Annotated in this window: 11 protein-coding genes; 8 read left to right on the forward strand and 3 right to left on the reverse strand. The window is 72.3% G+C overall.

The window, feature by feature from the left end; translation table 11 throughout:
• Window positions 1–110: 110 nt before the first annotated feature.
• Together gltB and ACZ45Z_RS20955 are read left to right on the forward strand one after the other, a co-directional pair.
• On the forward strand, window positions 111–4742 hold the full coding sequence (gene gltB / locus ACZ45Z_RS20950) for a glutamate synthase large subunit (protein ID WP_468364385.1): 4632 nt from the start codon (window positions 111–113) through the stop codon (window positions 4740–4742).
• Window positions 4735–6195 (forward strand): glutamate synthase subunit beta, encoded by a 1461-nt coding sequence (locus tag ACZ45Z_RS20955; protein ID WP_468364387.1) that lies wholly within the window; start codon window positions 4735–4737, stop codon window positions 6193–6195. Before gltB ends, ACZ45Z_RS20955 begins: the two co-directional genes overlap by 8 nt.
• 150 nt (window positions 6196–6345) lie before the next feature.
• Here ACZ45Z_RS20955 and ACZ45Z_RS20960 read toward each other — a convergent pair whose 3' ends face one another.
• On the reverse strand, window positions 6346–6918 hold the full coding sequence (locus ACZ45Z_RS20960) for a hypothetical protein (RefSeq protein ID WP_468364388.1): 573 nt from the start codon (window positions 6916–6918) through the stop codon (window positions 6346–6348).
• Between the two features lie 66 nt (window positions 6919–6984).
• Here ACZ45Z_RS20960 and ACZ45Z_RS20965 point away from each other — a divergent pair, with 66 nt between their 5' ends.
• Window positions 6985–7746, forward strand: a complete 762-nt coding sequence (locus ACZ45Z_RS20965; protein WP_468364391.1) for a winged helix-turn-helix domain-containing protein — start codon at window positions 6985–6987, stop codon at window positions 7744–7746.
• A gap of 1 nt (window position 7747) precedes the next feature.
• Here the strand turns inward: ACZ45Z_RS20965 and ACZ45Z_RS20970 are convergent, their stop codons facing one another.
• The gene (locus ACZ45Z_RS20970) at window positions 7748–8230 is read right to left on the reverse strand and encodes a hypothetical protein (protein ID WP_468364393.1); all 483 of its coding nucleotides are present in this window, start codon (window positions 8228–8230) and stop codon (window positions 7748–7750) included.
• 156 nt (window positions 8231–8386) lie between these two features.
• On the opposite strand from ACZ45Z_RS20970, the gene ACZ45Z_RS20975 reads away from it, so the two are divergent.
• The 3 genes from ACZ45Z_RS20975 to ACZ45Z_RS20985 all read left to right on the forward strand — a co-directional run bounded on the left by ACZ45Z_RS20975 (window position 8387) and on the right by ACZ45Z_RS20985 (window position 10417).
• On the forward strand, window positions 8387–9118 hold the full coding sequence (locus tag ACZ45Z_RS20975) for an MBL fold metallo-hydrolase (RefSeq protein ID WP_468364395.1): 732 nt from the start codon (window positions 8387–8389) through the stop codon (window positions 9116–9118).
• A complete protein-coding gene (locus tag ACZ45Z_RS20980; RefSeq protein WP_468364398.1) occupies window positions 9115–9645 on the forward strand; it encodes a GNAT family N-acetyltransferase in 531 nt (176 codons plus the stop codon). Before ACZ45Z_RS20975 ends, ACZ45Z_RS20980 begins: the two co-directional genes overlap by 4 nt.
• Window positions 9646–9721: 76 nt before the next feature.
• Window positions 9722–10417, forward strand: coding sequence for an alpha/beta fold hydrolase (locus ACZ45Z_RS20985; protein ID WP_468364401.1), 696 nt, complete (start codon window positions 9722–9724; stop codon window positions 10415–10417).
• A 63-nt stretch (window positions 10418–10480) separates the two neighbouring features.
• Here ACZ45Z_RS20985 and ACZ45Z_RS20990 read toward each other — a convergent pair whose 3' ends face one another.
• Window positions 10481–11380, reverse strand: coding sequence for a hypothetical protein (locus ACZ45Z_RS20990; protein WP_468364404.1), 900 nt, complete (start codon window positions 11378–11380; stop codon window positions 10481–10483).
• Window positions 11381–11646: 266 nt separating this feature from the next.
• On the opposite strand from ACZ45Z_RS20990, the gene ACZ45Z_RS20995 reads away from it, so the two are divergent.
• On the forward strand, window positions 11647–12456 hold the full coding sequence (locus ACZ45Z_RS20995; protein WP_468364407.1) for a S1 family peptidase: 810 nt from the start codon (window positions 11647–11649) through the stop codon (window positions 12454–12456).
• 212 nt (window positions 12457–12668) lie between these two features.
• Window positions 12669–15749, forward strand: a complete 3081-nt coding sequence (locus tag ACZ45Z_RS21000; protein WP_468364410.1) for an endo-alpha-N-acetylgalactosaminidase family protein — start codon at window positions 12669–12671, stop codon at window positions 15747–15749.
• Window positions 15750–15766 lie beyond the last annotated feature (17 nt).

The raw sequence follows: 15766 nt of genomic DNA on the forward strand, positions 1-15766 counted from the left end.
CACTATCCGCTTTTCGAGAAGCGGGCCATCCTGTAACCTGCACGAAATTTCGCGGAGGGCCAACGTCGTCCCTCGGCAATGCCTATGCCACGACGACGTTGGGAGAGCCGATGCGTTCCGCGTCCACGCACTCCGCGACCACCGGCAGCGCCCGCGCCGCCGCCTGGTCGCCCATGGACGGGCGCCCCGCCCAGCAGGGGATGTACGACCCGCGCAACGAGCACGACGCCTGCGGCGTCGGCTTTGTGGCCACCCTCACCGGCGAGGCCAGCCACGCACTGGTCGAGCAGGCGCTCACCGTTCTGCGGAACCTCGAACACCGCGGTGCCACCGGCTCCGAGCCCGACTCCGGCGACGGCGCCGGCATCCTGCTCCAGGTGCCCGACGCCTTCCTCCGCGAGGAGGTCACCTTCGACCTCCCCGAGGCGGGCGCGTACGCCGTCGGTATCGCCTTCCTGCCGTCCGACGCCCAGGACGCGGCCGACGCCGTCTCCCGCATCGAGACGATGGCCACCGAAGAGGGCCTGAACGTCCTCGGCTGGCGCATCGTCCCCGTCGCCCCGCAACTGCTCGGCAACGGCGCCCGCGCCACCATGCCGGCCTTCTCCCAGCTCTTCGTCGCTGGGGGCACCTCCCAGACGGAGTCCGGGGGAGGCGAGAGCACCGGGCTCGCCCTGGACCGCAAGGCCTTCGCGCTGCGCAAGCGCGCCGAGCGCGAGGCCGGCGTCTACTTCCCGTCGCTGTCGTCCCGGACGATCGTCTACAAGGGCATGCTGACCACCGGCCAGCTCGAGCCCTTCTTCCCCGATCTGTCCGACCGCCGCTTCGCCACCGCCATCGCGCTGGTCCACTCGCGGTTCTCCACCAACACCTTCCCGAGCTGGCCGCTCGCCCACCCGTACCGCTTCGTCGCGCACAACGGCGAGATCAACACGGTCAAGGGCAACCGCAACTGGATGCGGGCCCGCGAATCGCAGCTCGCCTCGCAGCTCTTCGGCGAGGCCGACCTCGCGCGGATCTTCCCGGTCTGCACCCCCGACGCCTCCGACTCCGCGTCCTTCGACGAGGTCCTGGAGCTGCTCCACCTCGGCGGCCGCTCGCTGCCGCACTCCGTGCTGATGATGGTCCCCGAGGCGTGGGAGAACTCCCCCTCCATGGACCCGGCCCGGCGCGCCTTCTACCAGTACCACTCCACGATGATGGAGCCCTGGGACGGCCCGGCCTGCGTCACCTTCACCGACGGCACCCAGGTCGGCGCGGTCCTGGACCGCAACGGTCTGCGCCCCGGCCGCTACTGGGTCACCGACGACGGCCTCGTCGTCCTGTCCTCCGAGGTCGGCGTCCTGGACATCGACCCCGCCAAGGTCGTCCGCAAGGGCCGCCTCCAGCCGGGCCGGATGTTCCTCGTCGACACCGCCGAGCACCGCATCATCGAAGACGACGAGATCAAGGCGCAGCTCGCCAACGAGCACCCCTACCAGGACTGGCTCGAAGCCGGCCTGATCGACCTCGCCGACCTGCCCGAGCGCGAGCACATCGTGCACACCCACGCCTCGGTCACCCGCCGCCAGCAGACCTTCGGCTACACCGAGGAAGAGCTGCGCGTCATCCTCGCGCCGATGGCCAAGGCCGGCGCCGAGCCCATCGGCTCGATGGGCACCGACTCGCCGATCGCCGCGCTCTCCGAGCGCCCCCGGCTGCTCTTCGACTACTTCACCCAGCTCTTCGCGCAGGTCACCAACCCGCCGCTGGACGCCATCCGCGAGGAGCTCGTCACCTCGCTGATCTCCTCCCTCGGCCCCCAGGGCAACCTGCTGGAGCCGACCGCGTCCTCCTGTCGCAGCGTGACCCTGCCCTTCCCGGTCATCGACAACGACGAGCTCGCCAAGCTCGTCCACATCAACGCCGACGGCGACATGCCCGGCATGAAGGCCGTCACCCTCTCCGGTCTCTACCGCGTCTCCGGCGGCGGCGAGGCCCTGGCCGCCCGGATCGCCGAGATCTGCGCGGAGGCGGACGCCGCCATCGACGACGGCGCCCGGCTCATCGTGCTCTCCGACCGTCACTCCGACGCCGAGCACGCGCCGATCCCGTCGCTGCTGCTGACCTCCGCGGTCCACCACCACCTCATCGCCACCAAGGAGCGCACCCAGGTCGGGCTGCTCGTCGAGGCCGGCGACGTGCGCGAGGTGCACCACGTCGCGCTGCTCATCGGCTACGGCGCCGCCGCGGTCAACCCCTACCTGGCCATGGAGTCCGTCGAGGACCTCGTCCGCGCCGGCACGTTCCTGCCGGGCGTCGAGGCCGAGACCGCCATCAAGAACCTCATCAAGGCGCTCGGCAAGGGCGTGCTGAAGGTCATGTCCAAGATGGGCATCTCCACCGTCGCCTCCTACCGCGGCGCGCAGGTCTTCGAGGCCGTCGGCCTGGACGAGGCGTTCGTCGACACCTACTTCCACGGCACCGCCACCAAGATCGGCGGCGCCGGCCTCGACGTCATCGCCAAGGAGGTCGCCGCCCGGCACGCCAAGGCGTACCCCGCCTCCGGCATCGCCGCCACGCACCGCGCGCTGGACATCGGCGGCGAGTACCAGTGGCGCCGCGAGGGCGAGCCGCACCTCTTCGACCCGGACACCGTCTTCCGGCTCCAGCACTCCACCCGCTCGCGCCGCTACGACATCTTCAAGCAGTACACCGAGCGGGTGAACGAGCAGTCCGAGCGGCTGATGACGCTGCGCGGCCTGTTCTCGTTCGACTCCGGCCGCCCCTCGATCCCGATCGAGGAGGTCGAGCCGGCGTCCGAGATCGTCAAGCGCTTCTCCACCGGCGCGATGTCCTACGGATCGATCTCCCGCGAGGCCCACGAGACCCTCGCCATCGCCATGAACCAGTTGGGCGGCAAGTCCAACACCGGTGAGGGCGGCGAGGACCCCGACCGCCTCTACGACCCGGCGCGGCGCTCGTCCATCAAGCAGGTCGCCTCCGGCCGCTTCGGCGTCACCTCCGAGTACCTCGTCAACTCCGACGACATCCAGATCAAGATGGCGCAGGGCGCCAAGCCCGGCGAGGGCGGCCAACTGCCCGGCCACAAGGTCTACCCGTGGGTCGCCAAGACCCGGCACTCCACGCCGGGCGTCGGCCTGATCTCGCCGCCGCCGCACCACGACATCTACTCCATCGAGGACCTGGCCCAGCTCATCCACGACCTCAAGAACGCCAACCCGGCGGCCCGCATCCACGTGAAGCTGGTCTCCGAGGTCGGCGTCGGCACCGTCGCCGCGGGCGTCTCCAAGGCCCACGCCGACGTCGTGCTGATCTCCGGCCACGACGGCGGCACCGGCGCCTCCCCGCTGACCTCCCTCAAGCACGCGGGCGGCCCCTGGGAGCTGGGCCTGGCCGAAACGCAGCAGACGCTGCTGCTCAACGGCCTGCGCGACCGCATCGTCGTGCAGACCGACGGCCAGCTCAAGACCGGCCGCGACGTCATCATCGCCGCCCTGCTGGGCGCCGAGGAGTTCGGCTTCGCGACCGCGCCGCTGGTCGTCTCCGGCTGCGTCATGATGCGCGTCTGCCACCTGGACACCTGCCCGGTCGGCATCGCCACCCAGAACCCGGTGCTGCGCGAGCGGTTCAGCGGCAAGGCCGAGTACATCGTCAACTTCTTCGAGTTCATCGCCGAAGAGGTCCGCGAACTCCTCGCCGAGCTGGGCTTCCGCACCCTCGACGAGGCCATCGGCCACGCCGAGATCCTCAACACCTCGCAGGCCGTGACCCACTGGAAGGCGCAGGGCCTGGACCTGGCCCCGCTGCTGCACGTCCCCGAGCTGCCCGAGGGCGCCGTCCGCCACCAGGTCACCGTCCAGGACCACGGCCTGGAGAAGGCGCTCGACAACGAGCTGATCAAGCTCGCCGCCGACGCCCTGGCCGCGGACACCGCCGAGGAGGCGCAGCCCGTACGCGCCCAGGTCGCGATCCGCAACATCAACCGGACCGTCGGCACCATGCTCGGCCACGAGGTCACCAAGAAGTTCGGTGGCGCCGGCCTGCCCGACGACACCATCGACATCACCTTCACCGGCTCCGCCGGCCAGTCCTTCGGCGCGTTCCTGCCGCGCGGTGTCACGCTGCGCCTGGAAGGCGACGCGAACGACTACGTCGGCAAGGGCCTGTCCGGTGGCCGCGTCATCGTCCGCCCGGACCGCGGCGCCGACCACCTCGCGGAGTACTCCACCATCGCGGGCAACACCCTCGCCTACGGCGCGACCGGCGGCGAACTGTTCCTGCGCGGCCGGGTCGGCGAGCGGTTCTGCGTCCGCAACTCCGGCGCCACGGTGGTGTCCGAGGGCGTGGGCGACCACGGCTGCGAGTACATGACCGGCGGTCACGCCGTCATCCTGGGCGAGACCGGCCGCAACCTCGCGGCGGGCATGTCCGGTGGCGTCGCGTACGTCATCGACCTCGACCCCGACAACGTCAACCGCGAACTGACCGACGCGGTCACCACGCTGGACGACACCGACAAGCGGTGGCTGCACGACGTCGTGCGCCGTCACCAGGAGGAGACCGGCTCCACCGTCGCCGAGAAGCTCCTCGCCGACTGGGACGCGGCCGCCGCCCGCTTCAGCAAGGTCGTCCCGGCCACCTACCAGGCAGTGCTCGCCGCCAAGGACGCCGCCGAGCGAGCGGGACTCTCCGAGTCCGAGACCCACGAGAAGATGATGGAGGCGGCGACCAATGGCTGACCCCAAGGGCTTCCTGAACACCGACCGCGAGGTCGCCAAGACCCGCCCCGTCCAGGAGCGCGTCAAGGACTGGAACGAGGTCTACCAGCCCGGTTCCCTGCTGCCGATCATCAGCAAGCAGGCCGGCCGCTGCATGGACTGCGGTATCCCCTTCTGCCACAACGGCTGCCCGCTGGGGAACCTCATCCCCGAGTGGAACGACTACGCCTACCGCGACGACTGGACCGCCGCCAGCGAGCGGCTGCACGCCACCAACAACTTCCCGGAGTTCACCGGGCGGCTGTGCCCCGCACCCTGCGAGGCGGCCTGCGTCCTGGGCATCAACCAGCCCGCCGTCACCATCAAGAACGTCGAAGTCACCATCATCGACAAGGCGTGGGACAACGGCGACGTCACCCCGCAGCCGCCCGAGCGGCTCTCCGGCAAGACCGTCGCCGTCATCGGCTCCGGACCGGCCGGTCTGGCCGCCGCCCAGCAGCTCACCCGGGCCGGCCACACCGTCGCCGTCTACGAGCGCGCCGACCGGATCGGTGGACTGCTGCGCTACGGCATCCCCGAGTTCAAGATGGAAAAGCGCCACATCAACCGCCGCATCGAGCAGATGCGCGCGGAGGGCACCAAGTTCCGCACCGAGGTGGAGATCGGCCGCGACATCGACGCGCAGAAGCTGCGCAAGCGCTACGACGCCGTCGTCATCGCCGCCGGCGCCACCACCTCCCGCGACCTGCCGGTGCCCGGCCGCGAGCTGAAGGGCATCCATTTCGCGATGGAGTACCTCCCGCTCGCCAACAAGGTGCAGGAGGGCGACCTGACGGTCGCCCCGATCACCGCCGAGGGCAAGCACGTCGTCGTCATCGGCGGCGGCGACACCGGCGCGGACTGCGTGGGCACCGCCCACCGCCAGGGCGCGGCCTCCGTCACCCAACTGGAGATCATGCCCAAGCCGGGCGAGGAGCGGTCGGAAGGCCAGCCCTGGCCGACCTTCCCGATGCTCTACAAGGTCACCTCCGCGCACGAGGAGGGCGGCGAGCGGGTCTACTCCGTCTCCACCACCCACTTCGAGGGCGACGAGGACGGCAACGTCCAGTTCCTGCACCTGGTCGAGGTGGAGTTCAAGGACGGCAAGCTGGAGCAGAAGCCCGGCACCGAGCGGAAGATCCCCGCCCAACTGGTCACCCTCGCGATGGGCTTCACCGGCACCGACCAGGACAACGGCCTGGTCTCCCAGTTCGGCCTGGAGCTCGACGCGCGCGGCAACATCGCCCGCGACGCGGACTACGCCACCAACGTCCCGGGCGTGTACGTCGCCGGTGACGCGGGCCGCGGCCAGTCGCTGATCGTGTGGGCCATCGCCGAGGGCCGTTCCGCGGCCAAGGGCGTGGACCGCTTCCTCACCGGAGCCAGCGCCCTGCCGGCTCCCATCAAGCCGACGGACCGCGCGCTGACCGTGTGATCCGTCGTCCGATGTCCCGTACAACGGCGTACGGCGGCATGGGGCCCTGGGGTTGACCCCGGGCCCCATACCGCGGCGCCTGTCCCCTCCCCCCGACCGGAGGGCAGGCGCCGCGCGTGTGTGCGGGCCCGGCCGCGCCAGGCCGCCCGCCTAGGAGCCGCTGCGCTGCCCCGGGAAGCGGCGGCCCAACTGCCGGGCCAGCTCCCGCGCGGGCGCCGGCACCGCCCGCCGCGGCGGCGTACCCGACGGCCGGAAGTCATGGACCGGCGGGCACCACGCCGGCGGCTCCGCCCGGGTGCCGGCCAGCGGCAGCAGCCAGCGCGGATCGGCGTGCACCCGCAACACCTGCGCCTCGATCCGCGTCCACGCCCCGTCGGTCAGCGTCAGCTCACCGATGCTGCGCGCCTCCAACTGCACCGGGCAGTGCACCAGCCGCGGCGGCCGCACCAGCTCGGACGGCTCCGTCCACGGCGCGTCCCGCGCGGACCGCCCGCCGCCCGCCTCCTCCTCCGCGCCCGGCCCGGCCGGCGGCAGGTTGAAGACCACGTCCGGGCGTACCGCGAGATTGCGCGCGGTACGGCAGCGCGCGGGCAGCCAGACCCTCACCACCGGGCCGAGCTCCCAGCGGATCCGCATGATGACCAGCCCGAATGTCCCGTCGTCGTTCTCCGTGGACAGCAGCGCCGGCGCGACCGGACCGCTCTTCTCCAGCACGCCTTTCATGCCCTGAGGATAGAAGCCGGACGATTCGGTGCTCACCGAAGTGTGATGACCGCTTACTCTCTGCACATGAACCGACGGGACGCCGACCACGAAAGCACCGCGGAAACCCCCGACCTGGCGGCCCTCGCGGCACTCCTGGCCGACCGTACCCGCGCCGCCATCTGCATGGCCCTGCTGGACGGCGGCGCCTGGACCGCGGGCGAACTGGCCGAATACGCCGCGGTCGCGCCGTCCACCACCACCGAACACCTCAACCTCCTCGTCGCCGGCGGCCTGCTCGCCGAGGAACGACGGGGCCGGCGCCGCTACGTCCGGCTGGCCGGTCCGCACACCGCTGAAACCCTGGAGAACCTCGCCGGCCTGGCCCCCTACCGCCAGGTCCCCATCCGCTCCCTGGCCGAGGCCAACCACCGCAGAGCGCTCCACCACGCCAGGACCTGCTACGACCACATCGCGGGCGCCCTGGGCGTCGCGATCGCCGAGTCGATGACCGAACGCGGCCTGCTCGCCCGCGACTACGGCCTGGTGCTGACGGGCGCCGGCGCCGGCTGGCTGGCCGCCCTCGGCATCCCCGACGCCGGCCCGCCCGCCGCCCACCACGCCCATGTGCGCACCTGCCTGGACTGGACGGTGCGCCGCCAGCACCTCTCCGGCGCGGTCGGCGCCGCGTTGTGCCGGCACGCCCTGGACCGGCGGTGGATCGTCAAGTCGCCGGCCACCCGCGTCCTCACCGTCACCGAGGCGGGCCGTACGGCGTTCCGCGAGCACCTGGGCCTGCCCGACGAGGCGCTGTCGCCGTCCCTGGCGCTGCTGCCACCGCGCGGCTGACCTAGCGGGCGCCGAGCAGTTGCTCGCCGGTGGCCGCGTCCACGACCTTCCGGCCGTCCAGCGGACTCTTCAGCCACACCGTCACCTTGTCCGTGACGAGCCGCTGGACGCACATCCCCTTCGGCTTCTTCGGCTCGCCCCACCCCGAGACCACCACGAACCGCTTGGTCTCGTGGACGTGCGCGCCGTGGCGGGCGTCGCAGGCGTTGTGCCCGACGGTGACCGTGAGCTTCCGTACCGCCGTGCTGTGCGGACGGTCCGCGGCCACCAGCGGCAGCAGCGCGCCGTGCCGCCCGGAGACCGGCGAGACCTTCGGCCAGTCCCGCACGACCTGCTCCGCCCGCCGCTCGAACGGGTCCTTCTTCTCCGGCGGCGCGGTGCCCACCTTCTGCGTGCCGCCGCCGCAACCGGCCAGCGCGACGACGCAGGCCACGGCCGGCGCCGCCAGGGCGGCGAACGTACGGGCACGGGGGGTTCCTCGCATGACATGCCTCCTCGGTCCACGGATGGGACGCGCCGGACCGGGAGGCGGTTCCGGCCGCTCCCGCCGCACCGCGCGGGCGCCCGCGCGCGCCCCCGCCCGGTCCGCCCAGGGCGGAAAACGCCCGGTGCCGGGCGCGCGGCCACTAGCGTCCGCGGTATGGACGATGCACTCACCCAACTGACCTCCCACGTCTGGCAACTCCCCTTCGCCGTCGGCCATGTGTACGTCGTCGCGCTGCCGGACGGCGGCTACGCGGTGGTCGACACCGCCCTCCCGGGATCGGCCCCGGCCATCCTCGACGCCCTCGGCCGGCTGGGCGGCCGGCCGGGGGACCTGCGGCAGATCGTGCTGACGCACTCCCACCCCGACCACATGGGATCGGCGGCCGACCTCGCCGCGGCCACCGGCGCCCGGGTACTGGCCGGCGCGTACGACGCCCCCGTCATCCGCGGTACCGCCCCCGAACCGGCCCCCACCTACACCCCCGCCGAACGGGCCCTGCACGAGGGGATCATGGCGGACCTGGCCGGCGCCGGCACCCCGCCGCCGCGGCCGGTGGAGGTGGACGTCGAACTCCACGACGGCGACACCCTGGAGGGCTGGCCGGAGCCGGTCCGGGTGCTGCACGTGCCCGGCCACACACCGGGCGGCATCGCCCTGCACCTGCCCGCCGCCGGACTCCTCTTCCCCGGCGACATCATCGGCACGGGGGAGGGCCGCGCGGTCCTCGGCCCGTTCAACGTCGACCGCGAACAGGCCATCGCCTCCTTCCGCCGGCTCGCCGCCCTCCCGGACGTCGACACCGTGTGCGTGCCGCACGGCGACCCGATCCGTACGGGCGCCCGGGAGGTCCTGGCGGCGGCCACACCGGAGAAGGACTGGCTGTGAGGGAGGCGGAGCACGCCGCGGAGGGGGCGACTCTCACCGTGCCGCTGACCGTACGGGATCTGACGCCCGGCGATCTGCCGCGCTGCGGCTGGTCCGGGTCACCGCTCCACCTGGAGCGGGTGGCCCGGACCCTGGAGCGCGTCCGCCGCGGCGAGGCGGACTATCTCGCCCTGTGCCCGCCGTCCGGACATCCCGTCGCGATCGGCGGGGTCGACTACCGCGCCCGCCCCGACGCGGGCCTGTTGTGGCAGCTCGTGGTCATGCCCGCACTCCGCTCCTGCGGCCTGGGCGGCCTCCTCATCGCCGCGGCCGAGCAGCGGATCCTCGCCCGGAACCTGCGCCGCGCCGAACTCGCCGTCGAGGAGGGCAATCCGCGGGCCCGCGCGCTGTACGAGCGCCTGGGCTACGCCGCGTACGGACGCGAGGCCGAGGTCTGGGACGAGCAGGGGCCGGACGGCGTGGTGCGGCGCCATGAGGCGATGTGTGTCCGGATGCGCAAGGAGCTGACAGGGCCGGGACGCGAGTGACCCGTGTAGCCTCCCGTGCTGTTACGGGGAGCGGGGCGGCGGGCGGGCGCCACCGAGCGGAAGGGGGGCCACGGGCATGCGACTGCACACCCATGAATGGGGCACCGGCGATCGGATCGCGGTCCTGGTGCACGGCATCATGTCGGACCACCGCACCTGGCACCGGGTCGGCCCGGCGCTGGCCGAGCGGGGGTACCGCGTCATCGCCGTCGACCTGCGCGGCCACGGCCGCAGCCCGCGCGGAGACTACGGCCCCGAACTGTTCGCCGACGACCTCGTGGACACCCTGCCGGCCGGCCCCGAACTGGCGCTCGGCCACTCGCTCGGCGGCCTGGCGCTGTCCCTGGCCGCCGCACGGCTCCGGCCGCGCCGCGCGGTCTACAGCGATCCGGCGTGGACACTCGGCGACCCCGACCGGACCGTGGACCCGGCCGTGTTCGTCACGTTCAAGCGGGCCGACCGCACGATGGTGCGGACCTTCAACCCGCGCTGGGACGACGCCGACGTCGACCTGGAGCTGGCGACGGTGGCCGCCTGGGACGCCGACACCGCCCTCGCCCTGTCCGGCACCCATCTCCAGGACCGTACGCCCGAGCGGCCGGTCGTCCCGTCGCTTGTGCAGATCGCGGGGGAGGGGTTCTTGTTCACCGAGGAGACGGCGGCGCGACTGGCGGCCCGCGGCTTCGAGGTCCGTACGGTCCGGGGCGCCGGGCACACCATCCACCGCGACGACTTCGACGGCTTCATGGACGGACTGGCCGGGTGGGTGTAGGCGCGTGCGGGATCACAGTCAACCAGCGTCATTCACCGGCCGGTTGGGCACGTCGGCGCTCTCTCACGTCTCGCAGTCCAGCAGTGACCCGCACAGGCCGCAGCGCGCCTGGAGTCGGCCGCGGACCGGGACGCGGACGCGCTGGTGGCAGGTGGGGCAGGGGAACGTCACCCGCAGCGGGTCGGACCCCTCGAAGGCGTAGCCGGCGGCGGACGCGCGGGCCGGGCCGCGGCGCCCGGCGACCTGGGCCGCGCGGCGGTCCTTGGCGTACCGCAACCGGGCCGGCCAGGGCGCGGCGGCCAGCGGCGGGCGCCGGGCGTCCTGGCGGGCCGGCGTCCGGCCCGCCGTGTACGCCTCGTACGCCTGCGGGCTGGTGAACCACGGCGCGGGATCCTCGCCGAAGACCGCGGCGCGCTTGGCTAGGACGTAGCCGAACTCCTCCGGCGTCAGATAGCCGAGCTTCTGCGACAGGGGGCCGTGCTCGCGGTAGGCGTCCAGCAGCAGCCAGCCCGCGCCGAGGTAGGTGGTGGCGGTGTCGGTGAGGATCTCGTTGTCGCGGGTGCCGGGGAAGGACAGGTCCAGGCGGTGCAGGTAGACGTGCGTCACCTCGTGGGCGAGGGCGGCGCCGATGTCCTTGCGGTGGCTCTTGAACCGCTCGTTGAGCTCGATGAAGTACTCGGGCCCCGCGGTCAGCTCGATGTTCGCGGCGTGTTCCATCTCACGGAAGGAGACGACCATCCGGGCGTCCGGCAGCCGCAGATGCCGCACCATCACCCGGGCCACCCGCTGCGCCCCCAGGTACGGGTCCTCGGTGTCCGCGAAGGCCACATCGACGGGCGGCACACTCGTGTCGAACGTGCGCACCGTGTCCGGCGACAGACGTTTGTAGAGCGCCGTGAGCGCCGCGCGCACCGTGTCGAGATGAGGGAATCCGTGTGTGATCTCACTGCCGCCCGTTGCCACCCGGCCACTGTACGGGTGACCGGGATCGGCCGGTATGGGCCGAACGGGGCGGGTGCGGCAAGGGAGTTGGCCGGATGCGCACCCTTGTCACCCTGATCGTGAATTCCACATAATCACAGTGCGCTTTGCGGACTCATCCCCCACTGGGTCCGGACGCCTTGCGGCGTGCTGCCCGCTTCCTTCGTAGGTTTTCCGGCGGCCCGTTCCGGCTCCGGTGTTGGCATGGGCTCGTCATCGACGTGCAACCCCCCACGAAAGGAAGCCCGTTGCGCACCTACCTGAAGCACCTCAAGAGAAGCACCGCCGTCGGCGCGGTCGCCCTGGCCGCCTTCAGCCTCCAGCCCGGCTCCGCCTTCGCCGCCCCCGCGCCGACCCCCACCGGCACCGTGGACACCAAGGTCGTCGGCGGCACCAAGGCCGACCAGGGTGAATTCCCCTTCATGGTCCGGCTCTCCATGGGCTGCGGCGGCGCCCTCTACGCCAAGGACGTCGTGCTCACCGCGGCTCACTGCGTCGACGGCAGCGGCCCCAACACCTCCATCACCGCCACCGCGGGCGTGGTCGACCTGGAGGACGCCAAGGCCGTCACCGCCAAGTCCACCGAGATACTCCAGGCCCCCGGCTACAACGGCAAGGGCAAGGACTGGGCGCTGATCAAGCTCGACAAGCCCCTCGACCTGCCGACCCTGAAGATCGCCGAGGACGACAAGCTCAACAACGGCGACTTCACCATCGCCGGCTGGGGCGCCGACAAGGAAGGCGGCGAGCAGCAGCGCTACCTCCTCAAGGCGACCGTCCCCTTCATCGACGACGCCACCTGCCAGAAGGCGTACGGCGACTCCCTGACGCCGGGCGACGAGATCTGCGCCGGCAAGCTGGACACCGGCGGCGTCGACACCTGCCAGGGCGACTCCGGCGGCCCGATGTTCCGCAAGGACGAGGCCGGCGAGTGGCTCCAGGTCGGCATCGTCTCCTGGGGCGAGGGCTGCGCACGGCCCGGCAAGCCCGGTGTCTACAGCGAGGTGAGCGCCTTCGCCGCCGACATCAAGAAGGCCGCCGGCGAACTGGGCGGCTGAACGGCTGACGCGCTGATCCGCTGACGCGCCGACACCAGGGGCCCGGGAGCACGCTCCCGGGCCTTTCGCCTGCCCTCACCGGCCGGCACCCGCGGCATCCCCGGCCCCGTTAGTCCAACACCTGTGCCCCCTTTGTCCATAGGCTCACCCCCGGCCGGGGCAGCACGCTGTCCGGCGACAGGCAGTGCCGGTGCGAAGGAGGACAGTGCATTGTGAACGACCAGTCAGGTGCCCGCCGCGGGCCCAGCCGCAGAAAAATCGTCACCGCCACCGCGCTCGCCGGGGTCGCCACCACTCTCCCCCTCGGCGCGCGCCCCGCCACCGCCGCGCCCCGGGCCGGCGAGGCGCTGCTGCGCTCCGACGCCCTCGACGTCCGCGTCGACACCGCCTTCCCGCGCGTCATCTCCTACACCGACCGCGGCACCGGCGCCGTCCTGCACGGCCAGGACAGCCCCGTCACCCAGGTCCTGATCAACGGCACCGCCCACACCCCCGCCGTCACCCACCGGGCCCGCGCCGACCGCGCCACCTACACCCTCGCCTTCCGCGGCGGCACCACCCTCACCGTGCGCATCACCGTCCGGGGATGGCAGGTCGCCTGGCAGGTCACCGACATCACCGACACCGACGACCTGCGCGTCGGCACCCTGGAGATCCCCTCCCTCGCCCTCCTGAGCGTCCGCGGCGACCAGCCCGACGCCGCCCTCCTCGCCGCCCGCATCGACCTGGACAAGGCCAAGAGCGGCGACACCCTCGTCAAGCCCGCCGCCGGCCCGCCCGTGGACCCCAAACCCGTCGGCTGCGCCTACGCCGTGGCCGCCACCGGCAAGCTCGCCGCCGCCATCGAGACCAACACCGTCCACGACAAGCCCGCCGCCGGCGCCACCTGGGAGAACGGCCGGCTCTGGCGCCAGACCACCCGGGGCGACGGCCACCTCCAGGCCCGGCTGGGATGCGGCCAGTGGACACACCGGGCGGCCGGCCAGCCGGTGGACGCCACCGAACCCCTCCCGTACGCCACCGTCATCCTCACCCGCGACCGCAACGGCGACGGCACCGCCGACTGGCAGGACGCCGCCATCGCCCTGCGCGACATCATGGTCATGCCGCTGGGCGCCCGCGAACAGCACCTGCGGGTCGTCCACCACATCCCGTACAACTTCGCCAGCCAGGCCACCAACCCCTTCCTCGCCACCCTCGACAGCGTCAAAAGGATCGCCCTGGCCACCGACGGGCTACGGCAGTTCACCCTGCTCAAGGGCTACCAGTCCGAGGGCCACGACTCCGCGCACCCCGACTACGGCGGCAACTACAACAAGCGCGCCGGCGGCCTCGAAGACCTCAACGTGCTGCTCCGCGCCGGCAAGAAATGGCACAGCGACTTCGCGGTGCACGTCAACGCCACCGAGTCCTACCCCGTCGCCCGCGCCTTCTCCGAAACCCTCGTCAACAAGGACGACAAGGAATGGGACTGGCTCGACCTGTCCTACCGCATCGACGCCCGCCGCGACCTGGTCTCCGGCGACATCGTCCGCCGCTTCGCCCAACTGCGCCAGGAGACCGACCCGGCCCTGAACACCCTCTACATCGACGTCTTCCGCGAATCCGGCTGGAACTCCGACCGGCTCCAGCGCCACCTGCGCGACCAGGGCTGGCAGATCGCCACCGAATTCGGCCATGCCCTGGAGCGGTCCGCCCTGTGGGCGCACTGGGCGACCGAGACCGACTACGGCGGCGACACCTCCCGCGGCGTCAACTCCCAGCTCATCCGCTTCCTGCGCAACGACCACAAGGACGTCTTCGCCGACAAGTGGCCCACCCTGCTCGGCGCCGCACGCATGGGCAACTTCGAGGGCTGGGTCGGCAAAACCGACTGGCACGCCTTCTACAGCGTCATCTGGACCCACGCGCTGCCCGCCAAGTACCTCCAGGCCCACCCCATCAGAACCTGGACCGCCCACGAGATCACCTTCGAGGGCCCCACCCGCACCTCCGTCAGCGACCGGGACGGCACCCGGAAGATCACCACGGACGGACGGCTGGTCTACGACGACGGCACCTACCTGCTGCCCTGGGAACCCCGCCGCGCCACCGACCCCGCCAAGCTCTACCACTACAACCCCCGCGGCGGCACCACCACCTGGACCCTGCCCCGCGGCTGGCAGACCAGCGCCACCGTCCACGCCTACCGCCTCACCGACCAGGGACGCACCGAGGAAAAGCGGCTCCCGGTCACCGGCGGCCGCGTCACCCTCACCGCGCTCCCCGGTGTCGCCTACGTCCTGTACCGCACCAAGGCCCCCGCGCAGGCCGACCCCGGCTGGGGCGAAGGCACCCCCCTGACCGACCCCGGCTTCCACTCCGGGGCCCTCGACGGCTGGCAGCACACCGGCCCGGCCACCGTCCGGCCCAACGCCCGCGGCGACTACGAACTGGTCATCGGCCCCGGCGGCGCCGCCACCGTCGCCCAGAAACTCGCCCGCCTGGCACCCGGCGACTACGCCGCGTCCGTACAGACGGAGGTCGGCGCGACGGCGGGGGAGCGGCGGCGGGCCGCACTGGAGATCACCACCGCCGACGGCATCACCGCGGTCAACTGGACCGACACCTCCACCGCCGGCAACCACGTCGCCGCCGACCGCAAGTCCGGCACCCGCGGCCAACGGCTGTTCACCTACTTCACCGTCCCCGAGGGCGGCGGCCCGGTCACCCTCGCCCTCACCGCCGCGCCCGGCCGGGCACGCGTCACGTTCGACAACGTACGCGTCGTACCCGCCGTCCGCAGCACCAGGAAAGGCGCCCTGGCCTTCGAGGACTTCGCGCACGTCCCGCAGGGCTGGGGCGTCTTCGTCAAGGGCGACGCCGGCGGCGTCACCGACCCCCGCACCCACCTCGCGCAACGGCACGCGCCGTACACCCAGCGCGGCTGGAACGGCAAAGCCATCGACGACGTCATCGACGGCGGCGAATCCCTCAAGTCCCGCGGCGAGAACACCGGCCTGGTCTACCGGACCGTGCCGCACACCGTCCGCTTCACCGCCGGCCGCCGCTACCGCGTCACCTTCCGCTACGAGAACGAGAAGGCCGGCCAGTACGCCTGGATCACCGCCACCGACGACCCCGCCCCCCGGGAACTCACCCGCCACCCCCTGCCCACCGCCACCGCCCCGGCCACCCACTCCTACACCTTCACCGCGCCCCCCACCGGCGAGGCATGGGTGGGCCTGCGCAAAACCGGCGACGACAGCACCGCCGAATTCGTCCTGGACACCTTCGAGGTACGGGAGCTGTAACCCCCGACGCGGCCAGC

The organism is Streptomyces sp. NPDC031210 (assembly GCF_055570395.1).

Bases quoted from the DNA above. Each gene is read 5' to 3' on its own strand.
- ACZ45Z_RS20960 (WP_468364388.1), bottom strand. From the start codon at position 6,918: ATGAAAGGCGTGCTGGAGAAGAGCGGTCCGGTCGCGCCGGCGCTGCTG.
- ACZ45Z_RS20970 (WP_468364393.1), bottom strand. From the start codon at position 8,230: ATGCGAGGAACCCCCCGTGCCCGTACGTTCGCCGCCCTGGCGGCGCCG.
- ACZ45Z_RS20985 (WP_468364401.1), top strand. From the start codon at position 9,722: ATGCGACTGCACACCCATGAATGGGGCACCGGCGATCGGATCGCGGTC.
- ACZ45Z_RS20955 (WP_468364387.1), top strand. From the start codon at position 4,735: ATGGCTGACCCCAAGGGCTTCCTGAACACCGACCGCGAGGTCGCCAAG.
- gltB (WP_468364385.1), top strand. From the start codon at position 111: ATGCGTTCCGCGTCCACGCACTCCGCGACCACCGGCAGCGCCCGCGCC.
- ACZ45Z_RS20975 (WP_468364395.1), top strand. From the start codon at position 8,387: ATGGACGATGCACTCACCCAACTGACCTCCCACGTCTGGCAACTCCCC.
- ACZ45Z_RS20965 (WP_468364391.1), top strand. From the start codon at position 6,985: ATGAACCGACGGGACGCCGACCACGAAAGCACCGCGGAAACCCCCGAC.